Annotated in this window: 18 protein-coding genes; 10 read left to right on the forward strand and 8 right to left on the reverse strand. The window is 64.3% G+C overall.

Translation table 11 applies throughout. The features are described from left to right. Nucleotides 1-13 precede the first annotated feature (13 nt). Complete coding sequence (locus F8N82_RS12795) at nt 14-1,903, reverse strand: propionyl-CoA synthetase (RefSeq protein WP_150777004.1); 1,890 nt, start codon at nt 1,901-1,903, stop codon at nt 14-16. A 142-nt stretch (nt 1,904-2,045) separates the two neighbouring features. Between F8N82_RS12795 and F8N82_RS12800 the strand changes: the two genes are divergently transcribed. Further along, nucleotides 2,046-3,338, forward strand: a complete 1,293-nt coding sequence (locus tag F8N82_RS12800; RefSeq protein WP_038995663.1) for a leucine-rich repeat-containing protein kinase family protein — start codon at nt 2,046-2,048, stop codon at nt 3,336-3,338. Nucleotides 3,339-3,435: 97 nt separating this feature from the next. Here the strand turns inward: F8N82_RS12800 and F8N82_RS12805 are convergent, their stop codons facing one another. The 3 genes from F8N82_RS12805 to F8N82_RS12815 all read right to left on the reverse strand — a co-directional run bounded on the left by F8N82_RS12805 (nt 3,436) and on the right by F8N82_RS12815 (nt 6,964). Next, nucleotides 3,436-4,143, reverse strand: coding sequence for a YebC/PmpR family DNA-binding transcriptional regulator (locus F8N82_RS12805; protein WP_038995664.1), 708 nt, complete (start codon nt 4,141-4,143; stop codon nt 3,436-3,438). 94 nt (nt 4,144-4,237) lie between these two features. Next, on the reverse strand, nt 4,238-5,629 hold the full coding sequence (locus tag F8N82_RS12810; RefSeq protein ID WP_038995665.1) for an FAD-dependent oxidoreductase: 1,392 nt from the start codon (nt 5,627-5,629) through the stop codon (nt 4,238-4,240). 18 nt (nt 5,630-5,647) lie between these two features. Next, on the reverse strand, nt 5,648-6,964 hold the full coding sequence (locus F8N82_RS12815; protein ID WP_038995667.1) for an MFS transporter: 1,317 nt from the start codon (nt 6,962-6,964) through the stop codon (nt 5,648-5,650). Between the two features lie 190 nt (nt 6,965-7,154). Between F8N82_RS12815 and F8N82_RS12820 the strand changes: the two genes are divergently transcribed. Then, entirely contained in the window at nt 7,155-8,024 is an 870-nt protein-coding gene (locus tag F8N82_RS12820) for a LysR family transcriptional regulator (protein WP_038995668.1), read from the forward strand. A 117-nt stretch (nt 8,025-8,141) separates the two neighbouring features. On the opposite strand, the gene F8N82_RS12825 is transcribed toward F8N82_RS12820, so the two are convergent. Together F8N82_RS12825 and F8N82_RS12830 are read right to left on the reverse strand one after the other, a co-directional pair. After that, nucleotides 8,142-9,425 carry a Zn-dependent hydrolase gene (locus F8N82_RS12825; RefSeq protein WP_038995669.1) on the reverse strand — a complete coding sequence of 428 codons (1,284 nt, stop codon included), beginning with the start codon at nt 9,423-9,425 and terminating at the stop codon, nt 8,142-8,144. A gap of 45 nt (nt 9,426-9,470) precedes the next feature. Then, a complete protein-coding gene (locus F8N82_RS12830; protein WP_038995671.1) occupies nt 9,471-10,958 on the reverse strand; it encodes an NCS1 family nucleobase:cation symporter-1 in 1,488 nt (495 codons plus the stop codon). A gap of 330 nt (nt 10,959-11,288) precedes the next feature. On the opposite strand from F8N82_RS12830, the gene hydA reads away from it, so the two are divergent. The 3 genes from hydA (at nt 11,289) to preA (ending at nt 15,478) form a co-directional block, all read left to right on the forward strand. Then, on the forward strand, nt 11,289-12,734 hold the full coding sequence (gene hydA, locus F8N82_RS12835) for a dihydropyrimidinase (protein WP_038995672.1): 1,446 nt from the start codon (nt 11,289-11,291) through the stop codon (nt 12,732-12,734). Between the two features lie 102 nt (nt 12,735-12,836). Continuing rightward, nucleotides 12,837-14,204 (forward strand): NAD(P)-dependent oxidoreductase, encoded by a 1,368-nt coding sequence (locus F8N82_RS12840; RefSeq protein ID WP_038995674.1) that lies wholly within the window; start codon nt 12,837-12,839, stop codon nt 14,202-14,204. Next, the gene (gene preA / locus F8N82_RS12845; RefSeq protein WP_095163033.1) at nt 14,201-15,478 is read left to right on the forward strand and encodes an NAD-dependent dihydropyrimidine dehydrogenase subunit PreA; all 1,278 of its coding nucleotides are present in this window, start codon (nt 14,201-14,203) and stop codon (nt 15,476-15,478) included. Before F8N82_RS12840 ends, preA begins: the two co-directional genes overlap by 4 nt. Nucleotides 15,479-15,534: 56 nt before the next feature. Here the strand turns inward: preA and F8N82_RS12850 are convergent, their stop codons facing one another. Next, complete coding sequence (locus tag F8N82_RS12850; protein ID WP_038995676.1) at nt 15,535-16,164, reverse strand: LysE family translocator; 630 nt, start codon at nt 16,162-16,164, stop codon at nt 15,535-15,537. A gap of 128 nt (nt 16,165-16,292) precedes the next feature. On the opposite strand from F8N82_RS12850, the gene F8N82_RS12855 reads away from it, so the two are divergent. Then, a complete protein-coding gene (locus F8N82_RS12855; protein ID WP_038995677.1) occupies nt 16,293-16,676 on the forward strand; it encodes a DUF2784 domain-containing protein in 384 nt (127 codons plus the stop codon). Here F8N82_RS12855 and tam read toward each other — a convergent pair. Continuing rightward, complete coding sequence (tam, locus tag F8N82_RS12860) at nt 16,673-17,437, reverse strand: trans-aconitate 2-methyltransferase (RefSeq protein WP_038995678.1); 765 nt, start codon at nt 17,435-17,437, stop codon at nt 16,673-16,675. The two genes, F8N82_RS12855 and tam, sit on opposite strands and share 4 nt — an antisense overlap. 116 nt (nt 17,438-17,553) lie before the next feature. Between tam and F8N82_RS12865 the strand changes: the two genes are divergently transcribed. From F8N82_RS12865 to F8N82_RS12880, 4 genes are all read left to right on the forward strand, one after another. Next, nucleotides 17,554-18,033 carry a GNAT family N-acetyltransferase gene (locus F8N82_RS12865; protein WP_038995679.1) on the forward strand — a complete coding sequence of 160 codons (480 nt, stop codon included), beginning with the start codon at nt 17,554-17,556 and terminating at the stop codon, nt 18,031-18,033. Nucleotides 18,034-18,110: 77 nt separating this feature from the next. Beyond that, nucleotides 18,111-18,932 (forward strand): WG repeat-containing protein, encoded by an 822-nt coding sequence (locus tag F8N82_RS12870; RefSeq protein ID WP_038995680.1) that lies wholly within the window; start codon nt 18,111-18,113, stop codon nt 18,930-18,932. Nucleotides 18,933-18,976: 44 nt separating this feature from the next. Next, nucleotides 18,977-20,710, forward strand: a complete 1,734-nt coding sequence (locus tag F8N82_RS12875) for a hypothetical protein (protein WP_038995681.1) — start codon at nt 18,977-18,979, stop codon at nt 20,708-20,710. Further along, a complete protein-coding gene (locus F8N82_RS12880) occupies nt 20,707-21,993 on the forward strand; it encodes a hypothetical protein (RefSeq protein WP_038995682.1) in 1,287 nt (428 codons plus the stop codon). Before F8N82_RS12875 ends, F8N82_RS12880 begins: the two co-directional genes overlap by 4 nt. Nucleotides 21,994-22,153 lie beyond the last annotated feature (160 nt).

Here is a 22,153-nt window from a genome sequence, read left to right on the forward strand (position 1 = left end):
CGCGATGAAAGCCCTACCCAACCCGTGCCAGGCTCTCCAACACCGCCTCGATCTCCACCAACACCGCCGGATCATCCAGCGTCGAAGGCGGGGTATACGGCTGCTGGTCGGCAATCTTGCGTAGCACTGCGCGCAAGATCTTGCCCGAACGGGTCTTGGGCAGGCGCTTGACCACCCGTACCTGGTTAAAGCACGCCAAAGCGCCGATCTGCTCGCGCACGCTGGCCACCAGCTCGCTCTGCAACTGCGCCTCAGAAACTTCCTCGCCGTCCTTGAGCACCACCAGCGCCAGCGGCACCTGGCCTTTGATGTCGTCGTGCACGCCAATCACCGCGCATTCGGCCACCGCCGGATGGCGGGCCACCAGGTCTTCCATCTCGCCGGTGGACAGTCGATGGCCAGAGACGTTGATGACGTCATCGGTGCGGCCCATGATGTAGACAAAACCGTCTTCATCCAGATACCCGCCGTCACCGGTGTGGTAATAGCCGGGATAGGTCTTCAGGTAGGCATCCAGGTAGCGCTGGTGATCGCCCCACAAGGTCTGGCTGCAACCGGGCGGCAGCGGCAAGGCGATGACAATCGAGCCTTGCTGGTTGGCGCCCAGCAGATGCCCGTCATCATCCAGCACCCGCACGTTGTAGCCCGGCACCGCCCGGTTGCTCGAACCCGGCCGCGCCGCACTGCCCTCCATGCCCACGCAAGGCGCGGTCACCGGCCAGCCGGTTTCGGTCTGCCACCAGTGGTCGTGCACGGTCTTGCCGCTGGTTGCCTCCAGCCATTGATGGGTGCTGGAATCGAGTTTCTCACCGGCCAGAAACAGCTGGCGCAGGGAGCTCAGGTCATAGCGGCGCAGCAGCGCACCGTCGGGGTCTTCCTTGCGGATCGCGCGCATGGCGGTGGGCGCGCAGAACAGGCCGTTGACCCGGTACTGCTCGACCACCCGCCAATAGGCACCAGCATCCGGGGTGCGGATCGGCTTGCCTTCGTAGAACACCGTGGTGCAGCCATTCATCAACGGCCCGTAGACGATCAGCGAATGGCCGACCACCCAACCGACATCGGAAATCCCCCACCACACGTCACCCGCCTGCATGCCATAGATGTGGCGCATGGCAAAGCGCAGGGCCACGGCGTTACCGCCGTTCTCGCGGACGATCCCCTTGGGTTTGCCGGTGGTGCCGGAGGTGTACATGATGTACAGCGGGTCGGCGGCAGCCAGTTCCACCGGCGCCACCGGGCTGGCCGTGGCCAAGGCCTTGAGCCAGTCCAGGTCGCGGCCTGCGACCAGGGTTGCGGTGGCTTGCGGGCGTTGCAGCACCAGCACCTGGCGCGGCTGGTGCCTGGCCAGTTGCAAGGCGCGGTCCACCAGCGGCTTGTACTCGATGACCCGGTCGAACTCCAGCCCGCACGAGGCGGTCAGCAGCAGCGTGGGCCGGGCATCGTCGATGCGCAGGGCCAGCTCGTTGGCGGCAAAGCCACCAAACACCACCGAATGCACCGCACCGATGCGCGCACAGGCGAGCATGGCCATGGCCGCCTGGGGCACCATAGGCATGTAGATGATCACCCCGTCGCCCTTCTCGACCCCAAGGTCGCGCAACAGCCCGGCCAGGCGCGCCACTTCATCGCGCAGTTGGTTGTAGCTGAACTGCTGCTGGCTGCCGGTTACCGGCGAGTCGTAGATCAGCGCAGTCTGCTCGCCACGGCCTTGCTCGATCTGATGATCAAGGGCCAGGTAGCAGCTATTGAGGCGGCCGTCGGCGAACCACTGGTGGGTGCCATCGGCATTTTCAACAAGGGTTTGCAGGGGCTTGCGGTACCAGGCCAGGTGGTCGGCCTGTTCGGCCCAGAAGGCGGCAGGATCGGCGATGGAGCGGGCGTAGCTGTGCTGGTATGTCATCGAATGTAAAACCCTGAACTTGTTGTTATTAATAAAGGGCGAGCTTCGAGTATGGACCGCAGTTGTCAGTGTGCCATGGGACTTAAGTCGCATCTTGCCGGTATGATGGGCGGCGATTATTGACGAGCCTGCCGTAGCCCCCATGCATACCCTTGAAGACCTCAAAGCCGGCCGTCTGGCGGGCATTACCCGCCTCGACCTGGCCTGCGGGCTGGAACAGTTCCCACGGGAAATTTTCGACCTGGCCGACAGCCTGCAAGTGCTCAACCTGACCGGCAACCGCCTCAGCGACTTGCCTGGGGATCTCGGCCGCTTGCACCAACTCAAGGTGCTGTTCTGCTCGCAAAACCGCTTTCACCACCTGCCCGAAGGCATCGGCCAATGCCCGATGCTGGAAATGGTCGGCTTCAAGAGCAACCAGATCGCGCAGGTCAGCGGCGCCGCGCTGCCACCCCGGCTGCGCGCCCTGGTGCTCACCGACAACCACATCGAAACCTTGCCCGAGGCCTTGGGCGACTGCCCCGATCTGCAAAAGCTGATGCTCGCCGGCAACCGCCTGCGCGCGCTACCGGCGAGCCTCGCGCGCTGCACCAAGCTTGAACTGCTGCGCCTGTCGGCCAACCAACTGCCCGCTCTGCCCGACTGGCTGCTGCAGATGCCGCGCCTGGCCTGGCTGGCCTACGCCGGCAACCCAATGGCGACGGGTTACTGCACACCGGAGGATCCTGGCCATTGCCAGGTGATTGACTGGCAGCAGATCAGCCTTGAACAGGTGTTGGGCCAGGGCGCGTCCGGGGTCATTCACCAGGCCCGCTGGCAGCAGCAGAGCGCGCCGGTGGCGGTCAAGCTATACAAAGGCGAGATCACCAGCGACGGCTTGCCGCTCAACGAAATGAGCGCCTGCATTGCGGCGGGCGATCACCCGCAACTGGTCCGCCTGGCCGGGCGCATTGACAACCACCCGCAGCACTTGCCGGCACTGGTGATGCAGTTGATCGAGCCGAGCTGGTTCAACCTGGCCGGGCCGCCGAGCCTGGACTCGTGCACCCGCGATTGTTATCCGCCCGAGCGACGCCTGAGCCTGGCCAGCGTGCAGCACCTGGCCAGCGCCATTGCTGCAGTGGGCGCGCACCTGCACGGGCACGGCATTACCCATGGCGACCTGTATGCGCACAATGTGCTGTGTGATGAGGCTGGCGACTGCTTGCTGGGGGATTTTGGCGCGGCGTCGTTTCACCCCCTGGATGGCAGTGTGGCGGCTGAAGCGTTGCAGCGGATCGAGGTATTGGCGTTTGGGGTTTTGCTAGGGGAATTGCTGGCGTGTTGCGAGGGGGATTGCGAGGGATTGAGGGCGGTGCAGCGGGGTTGTGTGCAGGCTGAGGTAATGCGTCGGCCAAGCTTCAACGAGGTCTGTCAGCAGCTTCGCGGTGTCTGAATCGCGGGGCAAGTCGAGGCGTCGCACCGCCGCTCCTACACACTGTGGGAGCGGCGGTGCGACGCCTCGACTTGCCCCGCGATGAGGCCCTGAAGGCTTAACCCGCCAGACCTACATAAACGTTCTGCACGTCATCGTTATCGTCGATCGCCTGCAGGAAGGCTTCAACCTCTTCCATCTGCTCATCGCTCAGGGTGCTGACCGGGTTCTTCGGGGTGTAGCCGATTTTCGCCGAGACCACGGTGAAGTCTTGACCCGGCAAGGCTTTCTGCACGGCGTCGAGGTCGGTGGTGTCGGTGATGAACAGGGTCGCGCCCTCTTCTTCGCCTTCGGCAAAGTCCTGGGCGCCGGCTTCGATGGCGGCCATTTCCGGATCAGCGTCAGGGCTGTTCGGCGTGGCTTCGATCAGGCCGACGTGGTTGAAATCCCAGGCCACCGAGCCGGAAGCGCCCAGTTGACCCTTGCGGAACAGTACGCGGATCTGCGCCACGGTGCGGTTGACGTTGTCGGTCAGGCACTCGACGATCAGCGGCACCTGGTGCGGGGCAAAACCTTCATAGGTCACGGCGGTGTACTGCACCGCGTCGCCGTCCAGGCCGGCACCCTTGCGGATAGCACGCTCAAGGGTCTCGCGGGTCATCGAAGCCTTTTTGGCTTGCTCGATGGCCAGGCGCAGGCGCGGGTTCATGTCCGGGTCGGCGCCGGACTTGGCCGCGATCTGGATCTCTTTGGACAGCTTGCCCATGATCTTGCCTTTGGCGTTGGCTGCTACTTCTCTATGCTTGGCTTTCCACTGTGCGCCCATCTCGACTCTCTTGTTTCAGGTGCCGGTTCAGGTAGCGACCGGCCAAAGTGGCAAGCAGTTTATACGCTCCGCAGGCCATCGACAAAAAAACCGGTCAGCCCTTGTCGGCCTTGCCCGCGGCAGCGGCAAATCGCGCCAGGCGCACATCGAAGTGGCGCGGGCGGCGACCGTTGTCTTCGGCCTGTTCCTTGCGACGGATGGCATTGCGCACCATCAGCGAGCCCAGGTAGCGGATCGGCTCCGGCGGGAAATAGCCCAGCGGGCCGTTGACCAGCGGCGAACGGGTCCATTGGTTGTCCAGGCCCAGGGCCAGTGATGAGAGTATCTGCCCGCCCATGTGGCAGGGGCCAACGCCGCTGCCGGAATAACCAAAGCCATAAAACACATTGCCCTGGCCGTTGAGCCTGCCGAAGAACGGCAAACCGGTCACCGAACGGTCCGACGGCCCGTTCCAGGTCGCGGCGATCGGCACCTGGGTCAGCGCCGGGAAGAACTCGCCGAGGCTGCGGCGCAGCAACGGCTCGTAGGGCGACGGCTGGTCGAACACCGGCAGCATGCGCCCGCCATAGGCGAAAGTGTTGCCGCCCTTGCCGAGCATCAGCCGACCATCGCTGGTGTTGTGGTAGTAATGCACGAAGATCCGCGAATCGAGCACGCTGATGCCGCTGCTCAAGCCGATCTGTTCGAGCAACTGCGGTTGCGGCTCGGTGATGATCATGTCGCTGGAGACAATCGCCACGCTGCGTTCGAACTGCGGGAAGGCCCGCGCCATCCAGGCATTGAGGGCCAGCACCACGCGGCCGGCGCGGACAGTGCCAGTGACCGTCTCGACCAGCGCCTGCGGCCCTTCCTGCAAGCCGGTCATGGCCGTGCCTTCATGAATGCGCACACCCTTTTGCAAGGCAATCCGGCGCAGGCCGCGCACCAACTTGCCCGGCTGCACCGTAGCCGCGGCCGGTGAGAACCAGCCCTCCAGGTGCTTGGCCGAGCCTGCCAGACGCTGCACCTGCTCCACCGCCAGGCGCCGGAACGAGTTGATACCCTGGCGCTCAAGCGCTGCGATCACGCCATCGGTTGCGCCGACCTGGGCGCGATTGGTGGCCGTGTACAGGGTGCCGTCCAGGCGATAGTCGGCGTTGATGCCATGGGCCTGGCAGAACTCGCCGATGGCGTAGATGCTCTGCTCCGAAGCCTTGACCAGGCGCACTGCCTCCTCCACCCCAAACAGCCGCTCAAGGGTGAAATACTTGGCCGACCAGGACAGCGCGCAACCGCCGTTGCGCCCGCTGGCACCGGCGCCGCAGATATCGGCTTCGATCAGCACGACATCCAACGCCGGGGCGTGCGCTTTGAGCATGAGCGCCGTCCACAGGCCGGTGTAACCACCACCGACAATGCACACCTGGCAGTCGATATCGCCCGCCAGCGGCGGGCACGCGGGTGCAACTTCCTGGTCCAGCGCCTGTTGTAGCCAGAACGGTCTCATGTGGGCTTCCTTTTAAGTTCAAGTACGCAGCGGTTTGATAGCCATGGCCGTGTTGGGGGCGACCGCCGGAGTGTGCTCGGCGCTGGCCGGGCGGCTGTTCCAGTGCGGCAGCAGCACCAGGGCGGAGAACAGCGCGCAGCCGGCAAAGACGATGAACACCGTGACGCTGTCGAAGTAGCCCGGCAGCAGGCCACCGAGAATCGCCCCGACCGACCCGCAGCCGTTGACGAAGCCTGCCGCAGTGGCGCCGGCCTTGGCGGTGCCGAAGTCGATGGCCGCAGCGCCGCTGATCATCGAATCCGGCCCGTACAGGGTCAGGCCCATGACGAACAGCAAAGCCACCACCAGGATTACGCTGCCGGTATTGAGCGCGGCCATGAACAGCCCGAGGGTCACGGTCAGCACCACCAGGCTGATCACGCAGGCCGGCATGCGCCGGGCGCCGAAGAGTTTGTCTGACGCCAGGCCAATCATGATCGGGCCCAGCAAACCCGCCAGCTCGAAGGCGGTAGGGATGATCGCCGCACCGACCTTGCCCACCGAGGGCATCTGTTCGAAGACGATCACCGGGCCCCAGAGCAGAATCGCGTAGCGCGCCGGCTTGAGCAGAAAATACGCCAGGCCCAGGGTCAGCACCGTGCGGTTGCGCAGAATCTCGCGCAGCGGTGCCCAGATACTGCAAAGGCTCGAACCCGGGACCATGCTTTCAGGCTCCGGCTCCACGGCCGGCAAGCCGACGTCTTCGGGCTTGTTGCGCTGGAAGATGAAGAACAGCAGCGCCACCACTGCCACCACCGCCGCGCTGGAGATGAACGCCGCGTGCCAGCTGCCGATCAGGGTATAGGCCCACCAGCCGGCGAACGGCGACGCCACCAGGCCGCCGAAGGCATAGCATGAACTCCACAACCCCAGCACCCGCCCACGCTGTGACGAGGGGAAGAAGCTGCCGATGTTCTTGCACAGCCCGGCCCAGCCGGTCGACTGCGCCAGGCCCTGGACCAGCATGCAGGTGGCGAAGATCGGGAAGGTCGCGTAGCTGCCCATCACCACCGCTGCGGCGGCAGAGATCACCAGGCCACCGAGCACCACCACCCGCGGGCCAAAGCGGTCGGCGAGCATGCCCCAGGTAAACTGCCCGACTGCGTAGGCGGTCAGGTAGATGGCGTCGAGGTTGGCCATGGCCATTTTGTCGAGGGTAAAGCTTGGGTCTTCGGCGATGCCAAGCTTGGCCACCGAAAAGGCTTTGCGGGTGAAGTAGAACGCGGCGTAGGCCAGCCAGGTGATGGCAAAAATCTGCACGCGCCAACGTTTGATATCTGCGACGTAGTTGTTCATGGTGGATCTGACCTCGGAAGCTGAGTGTGCCGGCAGAATTTGGAAAAAACGCCTGTTTTGTTGTTGTGTTGCGCACTGCGTGACGGCCGGTCGAACCCGTCACCTGCTCAGATGGAAACAATTACTGACTGATAAATAAAATCGATTTATCGTATTTCACAAATAAGCTCAGCTTGTAACAGGTGCTGCGATGTCGGTGTCCCATGCTCAGTTGAAGGCTTTCCACGCGGTTGCCGTACACGGCAACTTCACCCGCGCCGCCGAGCGGTTGTTTCTGACCCAGCCGGCGATCTCCGACCAGGTGCGCAAACTCGAAGAACGCTTCGGCGTATTGCTGTTTCACCGTAATAAACGTTCGGTGCAACTGACCGACCTGGGCGAGCGCCTGCTGGCGATCACTCAGCGCCTGTTCGTCTGCGAAGCTGAAGCCCATGAACTGCTGCAGGATTCGCGTGCCCTGCAGACCGGCACGCTGGTGCTGGCGGTGGATGCGCCGGTGCACGTGCTGCCGCAGATCGCCCGCTTCTGCCAGCAATACCCGGGGATCAGCGTCAAGATCGAAACCGGCAACACCGACGAGTCGCTGCTGCGGCTGTTCAACTATCAGGCCGACCTCGCCCTGCTCGGCCGAGATGTGGATGACGAGCGGCTACTGTGCGTGCCGATGCGCAGCGACCCGATGGTTGCCTTTGTGTCGCACCACCACCCGTGGGCCAGCCGCGGCTCAATCAGCCTGGCTGACCTGGACGACACGCCGATCGTGCTGCGTGAACCGGGCTCCGTAACCCGCCAGACGCTGGAAGAAGAAATGGCCCGCGCCGGCCTGCGCATCCGCGCGGCAATCCAGGTCGAAGGCCGGGAAGCGGCGCGCGAGGCGGTGGTGGTGGGGATTGGTGTGGGGGTGGTGTCGGCCGCCGAGTTCGGCGCCGATGCGCGGGTGTGTGCCTTGCCGATTGTCGATTGCCAGCGGCGTTTGACCGAAACCCTGGTGTGCTTGCGCGAGCAGAGCTCACGGCGGCTGGTGGCGACGTTTTTGCAGATGGTCCAGGACAGCCTTTAGTCCCATCGCGAGTCAAGCCCGCTCCCACATCCTGGGCTGCCCCAAAGGTTGGATTGGTGTCCAACTTCTTGGGGGCAGTCCATCTCCTGTGGGAGCGGGCTTGACCTGCGATAGGCCCTAAGCCGCCTCCCTGCCCCGCGCCACCGCCTGCGCCGCCGCCAACATCGAGCGCAACAGCACCGCGCAGCCATCGGCCAGGTCTTCAGGCGCGGCATTCTCGATTTCGTTATGACTGATCCCGCCTTCGCAGGGCACGAAGATCATCCCCGCCGGCCCCAGTTCAGCGACGAAGATCGCGTCATGCCCGGCGCCACTGACGATATCCATGTGCGACAGCCCCAGGCCCTTGGCCGCGCTGCGCACCGCCTCCACGCAGCCCTCGTCGAAGTACAGCGGGGGAAAGTCGGCGGTCGGCGTCAGGCTTTGGGTCAACCCATGCTGCTTACAGGTGCTGCTGATCACCTCCTTGACCTGGGCAATCATCGAATCCAGCCGCGCCGGCTCCAGGTGACGGAAATCCAGGGTCATGCGCACCTCGCCAGGTATGACGTTGCGCGACCCCGGATAGGCCTGCAGGCAACCGACCGTGCCACACGCATGGGGCTGGTGCTCCAGGGCCACGCGGTTGACTGCTGCCACCACCGCGCTGGCGCCGACCAGGGCATCCTTGCGCAGGTGCATCGGCGTGGGCCCGGCATGCGCCTCGACGCCGCGCAGGGTCAGGTCGAACCACTTCTGCCCAAGCGCGCCGAGTACCACGCCGATGGTCTTGTGCTGGTCTTCAAGGATCGGCCCCTGTTCGATATGCGCCTCGAAATACGCGCCCACCGGATGGCCGCTGACCGCCCGCGGCCCGGCATAGCCAATGGCATTGAGCGCCGCGCCGACGGTGATGCCTTCGGCGTCGGTCTTGGCCAGGGTTTCGGCCAGGGTGAATTTCTCGGCAAACACCCCCGAGCCCATCATGCACGGGGCAAAACGCGAGCCCTCTTCGTTGGTCCACACCACCACTTCCAGCGGCGCCTCGGTCTCGACCTTGAGGTCATTGAGGGTGCGCAGCACTTCCAGCCCGGCCAGCACGCCAAAGCAGCCGTCGAACTTGCCGCCGGTGGGCTGGGTGTCGATATGGCTGCCGGTCATCACCGGCGGCAGTTGCGGGTTGCGCCCCGGGCGGCGGGCGAAGATGTTGCCGACGCCATCGATGCTCACCGTGCAACCGGCTTCCTGGGTCCATTTGACGAACAGGTCGCGGGCCTGACGATCGAGATCGGTCAGGGCCAGGCGGCAGACGCCGCCCTTGACCGTGGCGCCCAGTTGGGCCAGCTCCATCAGCGACTGCCACAAGCGCTCGCCGTTGATATGCCGTTGGGTCGATTGCAGAACGTCCTGAGCTGTTTGCATGGTGTTCTCCTGCATCACGTGTCTGGCCTCTGCGGGCCTTAAGGGTTACACGGTGGGTTTGAGGTTGGCGGTACGGGCCGCCCTGAGGCTGCCAAGGGCGAAGTAGATCAACCCGCCCAGCGCGGAGCCGGTGAACCAGCCAAAGTCGTAGAACCAGCTGAAGGCGGTGCTGTGCAACGACAGCAGGGTCAGCGCCACCGGTACGCCGAAAGCGATGAAGCCAGCGGCGTTCCAGGCCGGATAGACGTCGTCGCGGTACAGGCCGGCGAGGTCCAGGGTCTGTTTGCGGGTGATGAAGTAGTCCACCACCATGATCCCGGCAATCGGCCCGAGCAGGCTGGAATAGCCCAGCAGCCAGTTGGAATAGACGCTCTCCAGGCTCACGTCGCTGACGATCCAGCCGAGCTTTTTCAGAAGCTCATGGCCCATCAGCAGCAAGCCGACCAGGCCGGTCAGCAGTACCGCCGTGGTGCGGCCGATCCATTTCGGCGCGAGGTTCTGGAAGTCGTTGGTCGGCGAGACGATGTTCGCTGCAGTGTTGGTCGACAGCGTGGCGATGATGATCAGGGCCATGGCCAGCGCCACCCACATCGGGCTCTGGATATGGCCAATGAGACTGACCGGGTCGGACACGGTTTCGCCCACCAGCGAGGCGGAGGCGGCGGTCAGTACCACGCCGAGGGCGGCAAACAGGAACATGGTCAGCGGCAGGCCGAAGATCTGCCCGAGGATCTGGTCCTTCTGGCTTTTCGCGTAGCGGCTGAAGTCAGGGATGTTCAGCGACAAAGTGGCCCAGAAACCGACCATGGCGGTCAGCCCGGCAAAAAAGTAGCCGTACACGCTGGCGCCTTCCGAGCGCTTGGGCGGCTGGGCCATCAGCTCGCTGATCGAGACGTTGGGCAAGGCCCACACCAGCAGCCCGGCGCCCACCAGCACCAGCAACGGCGCCGACAGGGTTTCCAGCCACTTGATCGACTCGGCGCCGCGCAGCACCACCCACAGGTTCAGGCACCAGAACAGCATGAAGCCGATCACCTCGCCAGTGCCGCCGAGCGCCTTCCAGTCGGCTGACAACGATCCGAGAAACAGATGAATGGCCAGGCCGCCGAACATCGTCTGGATGCCAAACCAGCCGCAGGCCACCAGGGCGCGGATCAGGCACGGCACGTTGGAGCCGAGGATGCCGAAGGACGAACGCAGCAGCACCGGAAAGGGAATGCCGTACTTGGTGCCGGGAAAGGCATTCAAGGTCAGCGGGATCAATACCACGGTATTGGCCAGCAGGATCGCCAACAACGCCTCGCCCACGGTCAGGCCGAAATAGGCGGTGAGCACGCCGCCGAGGGTGTAGGTCGGCACGCAGATCGACATGCCGACCCACAGCGCGGTGATGTGCCATTTGTTCCAGGTGCGCTCGTGCACCTTGGTCGGGGCGATATCGTGGTTGTAGCGGGGGCTGTCGAGGACGTCGCTGCCGGCGTCGAGTTCATACAAGCCGTCGCGTTCGCTCACCTGCGATCTGGTCTGCTGCATGGCCGCTCCACTGTTGTTGTGTTTTTGGGAGTTGGTTGCATTGCACTGGCATGTGGGCAATCACGGCTGCCCATGAGAAATCTTGACCATTTCCACAACCTGTCAAGAACGACAGGACCACTGGTCGTTTTCTCTTGTCACGCCAAAAAACATATAAACCTTATAAATCATCTACTTATATTGAATATAAGCTTATAAATTAAATATTTGCCCTATCCAAAATCGCCAACTAGATTCAATTCCTGTCAGCGATGACAGGTTTTCGCCTACGCTGAAAAAGTACAAAACCTAGAACCGGTAACAACCGGTCAAGCCTGCGAGGAGCATCTGATGACGCTTATGATTCGTGGCGCCACCCTGATTACCCATGAAGAAAGCTACCGTGCCGATGTCTTGTGTGCCGACGGCGTGATCAAGGCCATCGGCAGTGACCTTGAGGTGCCGGCCGGCTGTGAAGTGATCGACGGTAGCGGCCAGTACCTGATGCCCGGCGGCATCGACCCGCACACCCACATGCAACTGCCCTTTATGGGCACCGTGGCCAGCGAAGACTTCTACAGCGGCACCGCCGCGGGCCTGGCCGGTGGTACCACCTCGATCATCGACTTCGTCATCCCCAACCCGCAGCAGTCGCTGCTCGAAGCCTTTCACCAGTGGCGTGGCTGGGCCGAGAAGTCGGCCAGCGACTACGGTTTTCACGTCGCCATCACCTGGTGGAGCGAGCAGGTGCGTGAAGAGATGGCCGAGTTGGTCAGCCAACACGGGATCAACAGCTTCAAGCACTTCATGGCCTACAAGAACGCGATCATGGCCGCCGACGACACCCTGGTCGCCAGCTTCGAGCGCTGCCTGGAACTGGGCGCGGTGCCCACCGTGCATGCCGAGAACGGCGAGCTGGTCTATCACCTGCAGCGCAAGCTGCTGGCCCAGGGCATCACCGGCCCGGAAGCGCACCCGCTATCAAGGCCCTCGCAGGTCGAAGGTGAAGCCGCCAGCCGCGCCATTCGCATCGCCGAAACCCTGGGCACGCCACTGTACCTGGTGCATGTCTCGACCCGCGAAGCCTTGGATGAAATCACCTACGCGCGCAACAAGGGGCTGCAGGTGTACGGTGAAGTGCTGGCCGGCCACCTGCTGCTGGACGACAGCGTCTACCGTCACCCCGATTGGCAAACCGCTGCCGGCTACGTCATGAGCCCGCCGTTCCGCCCGCGCCAGGAAGGCCACCAGGAGGCACTGTGGCATGGCCTGCAATCGGGCAACCTGCACACCACCGCCACCGACCATTGCTGCTTCTGCGCAGAGCAGAAAGCCGCCGGGCGCGACGACTTCAGCCGTATCCCCAACGGCACTGCCGGCATCGAGGACCGCATGGCGGTGCTCTGGGACGAAGGGGTCAACAGCGGCAAGTTGTCGATGCAGGACTTCGTCGCCCTGACCTCAACCAACACCGCGAAGATCTTCAACCTGTTCCCGCGCAAGGGCGCCCTGCGCGTGGGTGCCGATGCCGACCTGGTGCTCTGGGACCCGCAAGGCACGCGGACCCTCTCGGCCGCCACGCACCATCAAAAGGTTGACTTCAACATCTTCGAAGGCAAGACCGTGCGCGGCATCCCCAGCCACACCATCAGCCAGGGCAAGCTGGTCTGGGCCAACGGCGACCTGCGCGCCGAGCGCGGTGCCGGGCGTTACATCGAGCGGCCGGCGTACCCGGCGGTGTTCGATCTGCTCAGCAAGCGGGCCGAGCATTCCCGGCCGGTTGCCGTTAAGCGCTGAAGAGCATCGCGGGTCAAGCCCGCTCCCACATGTGGGAGCGGGCTTGACCCGCGATGGAAGGCGAAGCCTTCCCAAAAAACAAGAAAAAAAGAGGAACCCACCGTGATCGATTCCCTCAACCACCTCCCCCGACCGTCCGAGAACAACGCCACCCTCGCCGAGCACTTCAGCGACCTGGCACCGCCGTTGACCGCCCGCCAGGCCGAGCTGGAAGCCTCGCGCTGCCTGTACTGCTTTGATGCCCCGTGCGTCAACGCCTGCCCCAGCGAGATCGACATTCCCTCGTTCATCCGCAACATCCACCAGGAGAACGTCCAGGGCGCGGCGCAGAAGATCCTTTCGGCCAATATCCTCGGCGGCAGTTGTGCGCGGGTATGCCCCACCGAAGTCCTTTGCCAGCAGGCCTGCGTGCGCAACAACCACCAGGAATGCGCGCCGGTGCTGATCGGCCTGTTGCAGCGCTATGCCGTGGACCACGCCGAGTTTGCCCAGCACCCGTTCCAGCGCGCCGCCAGCACCGGTAAGCGCATTGCCGTAGTGGGTGCCGGCCCGGCAGGGCTTTCCTGCGCCCATCGGCTGGCCTGGCACGGCCATGACGTGGTGATTTTCGAAGCCCGGGAAAAAGCCGGCGGCCTCAATGAATACGGGATCGCCAAGTACAAGCTGGTGGACGACTTCGCCCAGCGCGAGGTGGATTTCGTCCTGCAGATCGGCGGCATCGAAATCCGCCACGGCCAGGTGCTGGGCGACAACCTCAGCCTGGCCGAGCTGCAACAGCAGTTCGACGCGGTGTTCCTCGGTCTGGGCCTGAATGCCGTACGCCAGTTGGGCCTTACCAACGAAGCGGCGCCGGGCATGCTCGCCGCCACCGAGTACATCCGCGAACTGCGCCAGGCCGATGACCTCAGCGCCCTGCCCGTGGCCGGCCGCTGCATCGTCCTCGGCGCCGGCAACACCGCCATCGACATGGCCGTGCAGATGGCCCGTCTCGGTGCCCGCGACGTCAACCTGGTGTACCGCCGTGGCGTCGAGGACATGGGCGCCACCGAACACGAGCAACACATCGCCAAGGAGAACCAGGTACGCCTGCTGACCTGGGCCCAACCTGAGGAAGTATTGCTCGACGATCAGGGCCGGGTGCGCGGCATGCGTTTTGCCCGCACGTATCTGCTTGATGGCCGCCTGCAGCCAACCGGGGAAACCTTCGAGCTGGCCGCCGACGCGATCTTCAAAGCCATCGGCCAGGTGTTCGATGACAGCGCCCTGAGCGACAGCAGCGGGCAGCAACTGGCCCGCGACGGCGAGCGCATTCGCGTTGACGAACAGCTGCGCACCAGCCTGCCCGGCGTCTATGCCGGCGGCGATTGCACCCAGCTCGGCCAGGACCTCACCGTCCAGGCCGTGCAGCACGGCAAGCTGGCCGCCGAGGCCATGCATGCGCACCTGATGCTCAATGTGGAGGCTGCATAATGGCTGACCTGTCGATCGAATTCGCTGGCATCAAGGCGCCCAACCCGTTCTGGCTGGCCTCCGCACCGCCCACCGACAAGGCCTACAACGTGGTCCGCGCCTACCAGGCCGGCTGGGGTGGCGTAGTCTGGAAAACCCTGGGCGAAGACCCCGCCGCGGTCAACGTCTCGTCGCGCTATTCGGCGCACTACGGGGTCAACCGCGAAGTCATGGGCATCAACAACATCGAACTGATCACCGACCGCTCCCTGGAGATCAACCTGCGCGAAATCACCCAGGTGAAAAAGGACTGGCCTGACCGCGCGCTGATCGTGTCGCTGATGGTGCCCTGCGTCGAAGAGTCGTGGAAAGCCATCCTGCCGCTGGTCGAAGCCACCGGCGCCGACGGCATCGAACTCAACTTCGGCTGCCCCCACGGCATGCCCGAACGCGGCATGGGCGCGGCGGTCGGCCAGGTTCCCGAGTACGTCGAACAGGTCACCCGCTGGTGCAAGACCTACTGCTCGCTGCCGGTGATCGTCAAGCTGACGCCGAACATCACCGACATCCGCCAGTCGGCCCGCGCCGCCCATCGCGGTGGCGCCGACGCGGTGTCGCTGATCAACACCATCAACTCGATCACCAGCGTCGACCTTGAACGCATGGTCGCCCTGCCCATCGTCGGCGACATGAGCACCCACGGCGGCTACTGCGGCTCGGCGGTCAAGCCGATCGCCCTGAACATGGTCGCCGAAATCGCCCGCGACCCGGCCACCCACGGCCTGCCGATCTGCGGTATTGGCGGCATTGGCAGCTGGCGTGACGCCGCCGAATTCGTCGCCCTCGGCTGCGGCGCGGTGCAGGTGTGCACGGCGGCGATGCTGCATGGTTTTCGCATCGTCGACGAAATGAAGGACGGCCTTTCGCGCTGGATGGACAGCCAGGGCTACCGCAGCCTCAAGGAATTCCAGGGCCGCGCCGTGAGCCACACCACCGACTGGAAGTACCTGGACATCAACTACCAGGTGGTGGCCAAGATCGACCAGGCAGCGTGCATCGGTTGCGGCCGCTGCCACATCGCCTGTGAAGACACCTCGCACCAGGCCATCGCCAACCTCAAGCAGGCCGACGGCAGCCACCGCTACGAGGTGATCGACGCCGAATGCGTGGGCTGCAACCTGTGCCAGATCACCTGCCCGGTGCAGGACTGCATCGAGATGGTCCCGCAGGACACCGGCAAGCCGTTCCTCGACTGGCTGCATGACCCGCGCAACCCGTATTGCGAAGCGTCCTGAGGCAGAGGGTAAAAACAGCGAGGGAGGCTCATTGAGCCTCCCTCGCCTGTTTGCCCTCAGCGCAGTTCACTGCGCCGGTACAGGCTCAAGCCCACCGCCAGCGCCGCCAGCATGCCGGCGCAACTGCGGTTGATCCACTGCAGGGTGCGCGCCGAAAAGCGCCGCATGGCGTGACGCCCGCCATAGGCGTAGACGGCCATCATCACCCCGTCGATCGCCGCGCTGGTGATCGCCAGCACCAGGTACTGCTCGGCCACCGGTTGTTCAGGGCGAATGAACTGCGGCAGGAACGCCGAGAAGAACAGCAAGCCCTTGGGGTTGGACAAACCCACGAACAAGGCCCGCAAGAACGCCGAACGCCCGCTGGCGCCAGCGCTCACCGCGCTACGTTGCAAAGCGCTGCTCGGCGCCCGCCAAAGCACCCAGGCCAGGTACAGCAGGTACACCGCGCCCACCCACTTGACCACACTGAACAGCTGTTCCGAGGCTTGCAGCAAGGCGCCCAGGCCGCAGCCCACCGCGGCGATCAACAGCAGGTCGGAGAGCATCGCCCCGGCCATGCCGAACCCCGCCACGCGCATGCCATGGGAAGCGCCATTATTCAGGGCCAGGAGCATGGCCGGGCCGGGGGTGATCATCACCGCGCTGGCGGCGATAACATAGAGCAGCAGGGTCGAGGCTTCCATGGCGGGCTCCGCGGGCAGAAAGGCCCCAGCATGCCTCGGCCAGGCGGTTCATGGCAATCGTACCGACCCACGAATGCCTATATCATGGTGACTACAGGAAAATCCCCCCCCCCGAGGAAGGAATCGTCATGCTTTACCGCCTGGGCGCCGATGGTCTGGTGCTGTTTCACTTGTGTTTCATTCTGTTCGTGCTGTTTGGCGGTTTGCTGGTACTCAAATGGCGCGGCGCGATGTGGTGGCACCTGCCGGCGGTGTGCTGGGGGACGGCCGTGGAGTTCTTTCACCTCACCTGCCCGCTCACCGAATGGGAAAACCGCCTGCGCCAGGCCTCGGGCCTGGCCGGTTACGAAGGCGGTTTCATCGAGCACTACATCTGGCCGATCATCTACCCGGCCGGGCTGACACCAAGCATCCAACTGGTGCTCGGCGCGGTGGTGGTGCTGGTCAACGGCCTGGTCTACCTGCGCGTGTTGCGCCAGTGGCAGGCGCGCCGCCAGCAACGCATCGCTTAACGGGTTGCAACGATAAACAGCCGCGGGAATGGCAACAGCACCGTGCCATCGGCCGCCAGCGGATAAGCCTGCTCCATGGCCTGCAGGTAGTACTGTAAAAAGTCTGCCTGCTCCTGGGCATCCAGCGCCGCCAGATACGGCCGCAGCGCCGATCCCTTGAACCACTCCACCACTGCCGGCGCGCCGCCTGCCAGCGGGTGGTAATAGGTGGTGCGCCAGACATCGACCCGCCGGCAATGGGGGCTGAGCACATCGTAGTAATAGGCGGCGGTGTGCCGTGGCGGCAACTGCAGGTCACCGACCTTGCCGGCCCAGCTACCCAGCCTTGCGATCTCGCGAATCTGCCGGTGGGCCGGTTCATCGAGGTTGTCCGGGGTCTGGATGGCCAGGCTGCCACCGGCCGTCAGCTGACGCACCAGGTGCGGGTACAGCAGCGCGTGGTCGGGCAACCACTGCAGCGAGGCGTTGGCGAGGATCACATCGACGCCCTGTTCGGCGCTCCAGTTGCCGATATCACCGACTTCGAACGCCAGTTGCGGCAAGCGCTGGCGGGCCGCGGCGATCATGTCTTCGGAACTGTCGACGCCTGTGACCTGCGCCTCGGAGTAGCGGCTGGCGAGCACTTGCGTGGAGTTGCCCGGACCGCAGCCAAGGTCCACGGCGCGGGCAACCGTCTGGTTGGGCAACGCCGCCACCAGATCGCGCACCGGGCGCGTGCGTTCGTTCTCGAAGGTGCTGTACTGCGCGGCGGACCAGGTCATCGCAGGTTCCTTTAGTGGCCTTGGGAATTCGAGCGTGGCCCTAGCATGCCGTGCGCTAACACTGATGACCAGTTCCCGCTAACATGGGCGGCTCCTTTACTTGCCGGAAGCCTGCCATGAGCCTGACCATCCGCCCCGCCCGGCGCGACGACGCCGCCCAGATCCTCGCCTTCATCACCGAACTTGCCGACTACGAACGCGCCGTCCACGAGGTGATCGCCTCCCAGGCCGATATCGAGCGCACCCTGTTCGACGACGGCGCCAAGGCCCTGAGCCTGATCTGCGAGCGCGATGGCCAGGCCATCGGCTATGCGGTGTACTTCTACAGCTACTCGACCTGGCTTGGGCGCAACGGCATCTACCTCGAAGACCTGTACATCACCCCTGAGCAACGCGGTGGCGGCGCCGGCAAGCAGCTGCTGCGCCATATCGCCATCGAAGCCTGCGAGAACGGCTGCGGGCGCCTGGAGTGGAGCGTGCTCGACTGGAACGAGCCGGCCATCCAGTTCTATAAGTCCCTGGGCGCCCTGCCCCAGGATGAATGGGTGCGCTACCGTCTTGAAGGCGCCGGCCTTGAGGCTTTCGCCCGCGGTTGAGTGGCTGGGCAAAGGTGGCGCGATCGGCTAAGGTGCGCGCCTTGCCCTACTCTCGCCTTGCCAAGGAATGCACTGAATTGAAGGCTTTACTTCGCTCCCTCCCGGTACTGTGCCTGGGACTTGCCCTGACCGGCTGCAGCCTCACCCCCGCCGACCCGGTGAGTTTCAAAGAAAATGGCCTGTATGGCTTTAAAGACGCCAGCGGCAAGGTCATCGTGGCGCCCTCCATCGACCTGCAACCGACCTTCCACGAAGGCATGGCCGCCGTGCGCATCAACAACAAATGGGGCTTCATGGATCGCAACGGGAAGCTGGTCATCCCGACGATCTACACGCGCCCCGGGCATTTCAAAGATGGCCTGGCAGGCGTCTGCCTGTCGTCTTCCGAATGTGGCTACATCGATGCCCAGGGGCGCACCGTGATCCCCTTCGATTATGACTGGGTAGAGAGTTTCAGTGACGCCCAGGACGGTTTGGCGGTGGTCGCCAAGAACAACCGGTACGGCATGATCAACCGCAAGGGCAAGCAGGTTATCCCCCTGCGTTTCAGCTCCCGGCCCCTCACCGATAAGGGCCTAGTGTTGCTAAACGACAGTGACAGCGACAAAAGCGGCCTGATGAACACCGCCGGCAAAGTCGTGCTGCCCTTCGAATACGACGCCATCGCCTACAATACCTGGGGCGGGCGGCTGGTCAACGACGGTCTGCTGAGCGTGGCCAAGGAAGGTAAATGGGGCTTCGTCGATCTCTCCGGCAAGCTGGTGCTACCGTATATCTACGACAGCCGGGCCTTCTTCCGTGACGGCCAGGCCATCGTAAAACGTGACGGCAAGCATTACCGGATTGACCGCAAGGGCAATGAAACGCCCTTGGAATACGAGCCGTTGAAGCTACCCTGACTGCAGTTCCGCTGATGTAAGCCTGGTGCACAGGAGCGTTGCCCATGGTCGTGAAAGCCAACACCCAGACCTTCACCATCCTCGCCCAGGACCCGGCGGTACGTAATGCCCGCGGCGAGCTGCTGTTCGCCCGGGTCAGCGTGCCGCTGGAAACCCTCGGCCTGGGCCCCACCGGCTACCGCCTGAAGGTGGTCGACTTCGATGCCTCGCGCAACCAGCTGTACCACGCCCACGCCTACCAGCAGGACGCCACCAGTGGTGCGATGGTCGACCCCTTCGATCCGCCCGGCGAGGCGCTGCTGGGCAATCCGGCATTTCATTGCCAGCACGTCTACGCGGTGGTCATGCGTACCCTGGCGCGCTTCGAGATGGCCTTGGGGCGCCGGGTTGGCTGGGGCTTCGAAGGGCATCAGTTGCACGTGGTGCCGCACGCCTTCGTCGAGGCCAACGCCTTTTATTCACGGGCTGATCGCGCCTTGATGTTCGGCTACTTCAAGGGCCTGGACGGCCAGCACGTGTTCACCTGCCTGTCCCACGACATCGTCGCCCACGAGGCCACCCACGCGATTCTCGATGGCTTGCGCGGCGGCTTCATGAATGCCTCGGGGCCGGATCAGGCCGCCTTCCACGAAGGCTTTGCCGACGTGGTGGCGCTGCTGTCGGTGTTTTCCCTGCGCGAAATCATCGAGTTCGCCCTGACCAATGGCGAACGCATCGAGCTGACCGTGCAGGGCGAGCGCCGGCTGCTCAATGGCGATCAACTGAGCCCACAGAACCTCGCCGAATCGCTGCTGTTCGGCATCGGCGAAGAGTTCGGCCAACAGCTTGAAGGCCTGCGCGCCAATGCCCTGCGCCGCTCAGTGATGCTGGCGCCGTCGGCCGATTACTTGAGCGACGAGCAGTTTGCCCAAGCCCACAACCGCGGCGAAATCTTCGCCGCCGCCATGCTGCGCAGCATGCTCGCCCTGTGGGTGGCGCGCCTGGGCGAGCTGGGCAATTTTGGCGACAACCTGTACAACCTGCGTGAAGTGGTCGAGGAAGGCGCCAAGGCCGCCGACCAGCTGCTGACCATCGCCATCCGCGCCCTGGACTACTGCCCGCCGCTGGACCTGGAGTTCGGCGACTACCTGGCCGCCCTGCTCACCGTCGACGCCCAGGTGGCTCCGGACGATTCGCGCTACGACTACCGGCTGATCATCCGCACCACCTTCGAGGCCTTCGGCATCGTCCCGCCAGCGGCGCGCACCGACAGCGACGGTTGCTGGCACGGCTTTGCCGACAACGGCCAGGTGCAGTACCGCAACAGCCATTTCGACTCGATGCTGCGCGACGACGAAGAGGTGTTTCGTTTTCTCTGGGAGAACCGCGCGGCGCTGGGTATCGACGAGCGCGCCTACACCGAGGTGGTGTCAGTGCGCCCGAGTATCCGCCTGGGCACCGACGGCCTGCTGCTGCGCGAAAGCGTCTGTGAATACATCATGAAGGCCAACATTTTTGGCGCCGAACTCAAGAGCGTGTGCAACATCAGCCCGCGTCCGGCCTGGATCAAGACCACCGACGCCCTCACCGTGTATGGCGCCGGTACGCTGATTTTCGATCAGTACGGGCGCATCAAGTACCACGTCCAGCGCCCGCTCAATGACGGCCAGTGGCAGCTGCGCCGCTTGAGCTACCTGGCCGGCCTGGAAACCAGCGAGCTAGACCTGCGCAACCCGCTGGCCCAGTTGCATCGCCAGCGCGCCTGGCAGGTTGGGCCACTGCGCGAGGAGCAAGCATGAACCCGACCAGCCTGACCCTCTATGCCTACCAGGTCGGTTTTGGCGACTGCTTCCTGCTGCGCTTCAACTACCCAGGCGGGGTGCGCCGCCACGTGCTGATCGATTTCGGGTCCATGGGCATGCCCAAGGGCGTCACCCAGGGCCAGCGCCTGCTGGCGATTGCCCAGGACATTGAAGCCAAGTGCGCGGGCAAGCTCGATGCGGTGGTCGCGACCCACCGCCATGCCGACCATATCAGCGGCTTTGCCCGCAACCGCGCCGGCACCGCCAGCGGCGATGTGATTCGCCGCCTGGCGCCGCAGTTGGTGCTGCAACCCTGGACCGAACAGCTGGAGCTCGCTGAAGACGCCAGCGCCCCCGAGCAACCCGGCCTGCGCGGTGCACGCAGCATGGCCCAGACCCTGCAGAGCATGAATGCCCTGGCCAGCGCCGTGGTCAAACTGCTCGACCAAGGCAGGCATGGGCTGTCCGAGGAACTGGCCAGGCGCCTGGGGTTTATCGGCGAAGACAACATCTCCAACGCCAGCGCCGTGAACAACCTGGCGAGCATGGGCACACGCAACGCCTATGCCTTCTTCGGCAGCGAGGATGCCCTGGCTGAGCTGTTGCCCGGTGTGCGCACGCATATCCTCGGCCCGCCCACGGTCGAGCAAAGCGCTTCGATCCGCAAGCAGCGCAGCCGCGACCCGGCCGAGTTCTGGCACCTGCACCGGCAGTTGCTCGATGCCCAGGTCAACCCACCGGACGATGACCCGGGGCCCTTTGCCGACTACCCGGCGACCCGTGGCAGCAAGCTGCCGATGAGCACCCGCTGGATCGCCCGGCGGGTGCGCGAAGCCCGTGGCGAGCAACTGCTGCAGATCGTCACGGCGCTGGACAAGGCCATGAACAACACCAGCCTGATCCTGCTGTTCGAGGTGGCAGGCAAGAAGCTGCTGTTCCCGGGCGATGCGCAGATCGAAAACTGGAGTTATGCCCTGAGCCACCCGGAAATTCGCGCGCTGCTGGCGGACGTCGACCTGTACAAGGTCGGCCACCATGGCAGCCTCAATGCCACGCCGAAAAGCCTCTGGGGCGGCTTCAGCAAGCGCGGCAAGGCCGGTACGCCGCAGCGCCTGACCAGTGTGCTGTCGACCATGCCCGGCAAGCACGGCAACCCCGAGGCCGGCACCGAAGTACCGCGGCGGCCATTGCTGGAAGCGCTGGGCAAGGAGAGCGAGTTGCACAGCACCGATGGCTTGGGCGCCGGGGTGTTGTGTGAGGAGATCGAGATCAGCTTTTGATCTGCGGGGTTTTATCTCGGGTCAAGTTGGTCGTAGTCCAAGCGCTTTTTGCTACCATCGTGCTTCCCGCTCACTTACGGCCCTTGCTCATGTCGCCTGCCGCGCCCCCGGAAAAGCCCATCCTTAAATCGCGAGGCGTCCTGAGGTGTAAGGGCCAGGG

Origin of the sequence: Pseudomonas fluorescens, assembly GCF_902497775.2 — a bacterium.
In the GTDB taxonomy this organism is placed as follows: Bacteria; Pseudomonadota; Gammaproteobacteria; order Pseudomonadales; family Pseudomonadaceae; genus Aquipseudomonas; species Aquipseudomonas putida_F.

Coding starts and splice junctions, on each gene's coding strand:
- F8N82_RS12795 (WP_150777004.1), bottom strand. CDS start 1,903: ATGACATACCAGCACAGCTACGCCCGCTCCATCGCCGATCCTGCCGCC.
- F8N82_RS12800 (WP_038995663.1), top strand. CDS start 2,046: ATGCATACCCTTGAAGACCTCAAAGCCGGCCGTCTGGCGGGCATTACC.
- F8N82_RS12805 (WP_038995664.1), bottom strand. CDS start 4,143: ATGGGCGCACAGTGGAAAGCCAAGCATAGAGAAGTAGCAGCCAACGCC.
- F8N82_RS12810 (WP_038995665.1), bottom strand. CDS start 5,629: ATGAGACCGTTCTGGCTACAACAGGCGCTGGACCAGGAAGTTGCACCC.
- F8N82_RS12815 (WP_038995667.1), bottom strand. CDS start 6,964: ATGAACAACTACGTCGCAGATATCAAACGTTGGCGCGTGCAGATTTTT.
- F8N82_RS12820 (WP_038995668.1), top strand. CDS start 7,155: ATGTCGGTGTCCCATGCTCAGTTGAAGGCTTTCCACGCGGTTGCCGTA.
- F8N82_RS12825 (WP_038995669.1), bottom strand. CDS start 9,425: ATGCAAACAGCTCAGGACGTTCTGCAATCGACCCAACGGCATATCAAC.
- F8N82_RS12830 (WP_038995671.1), bottom strand. CDS start 10,958: ATGCAGCAGACCAGATCGCAGGTGAGCGAACGCGACGGCTTGTATGAA.
- hydA (WP_038995672.1), top strand. CDS start 11,289: ATGACGCTTATGATTCGTGGCGCCACCCTGATTACCCATGAAGAAAGC.
- F8N82_RS12850 (WP_038995676.1), bottom strand. CDS start 16,164: ATGGAAGCCTCGACCCTGCTGCTCTATGTTATCGCCGCCAGCGCGGTG.
- F8N82_RS12855 (WP_038995677.1), top strand. CDS start 16,293: ATGCTTTACCGCCTGGGCGCCGATGGTCTGGTGCTGTTTCACTTGTGT.
- tam (WP_038995678.1), bottom strand. CDS start 17,437: ATGACCTGGTCCGCCGCGCAGTACAGCACCTTCGAGAACGAACGCACG.
- F8N82_RS12865 (WP_038995679.1), top strand. CDS start 17,554: ATGAGCCTGACCATCCGCCCCGCCCGGCGCGACGACGCCGCCCAGATC.
- F8N82_RS12875 (WP_038995681.1), top strand. CDS start 18,977: ATGGTCGTGAAAGCCAACACCCAGACCTTCACCATCCTCGCCCAGGAC.
- F8N82_RS12880 (WP_038995682.1), top strand. CDS start 20,707: ATGAACCCGACCAGCCTGACCCTCTATGCCTACCAGGTCGGTTTTGGC.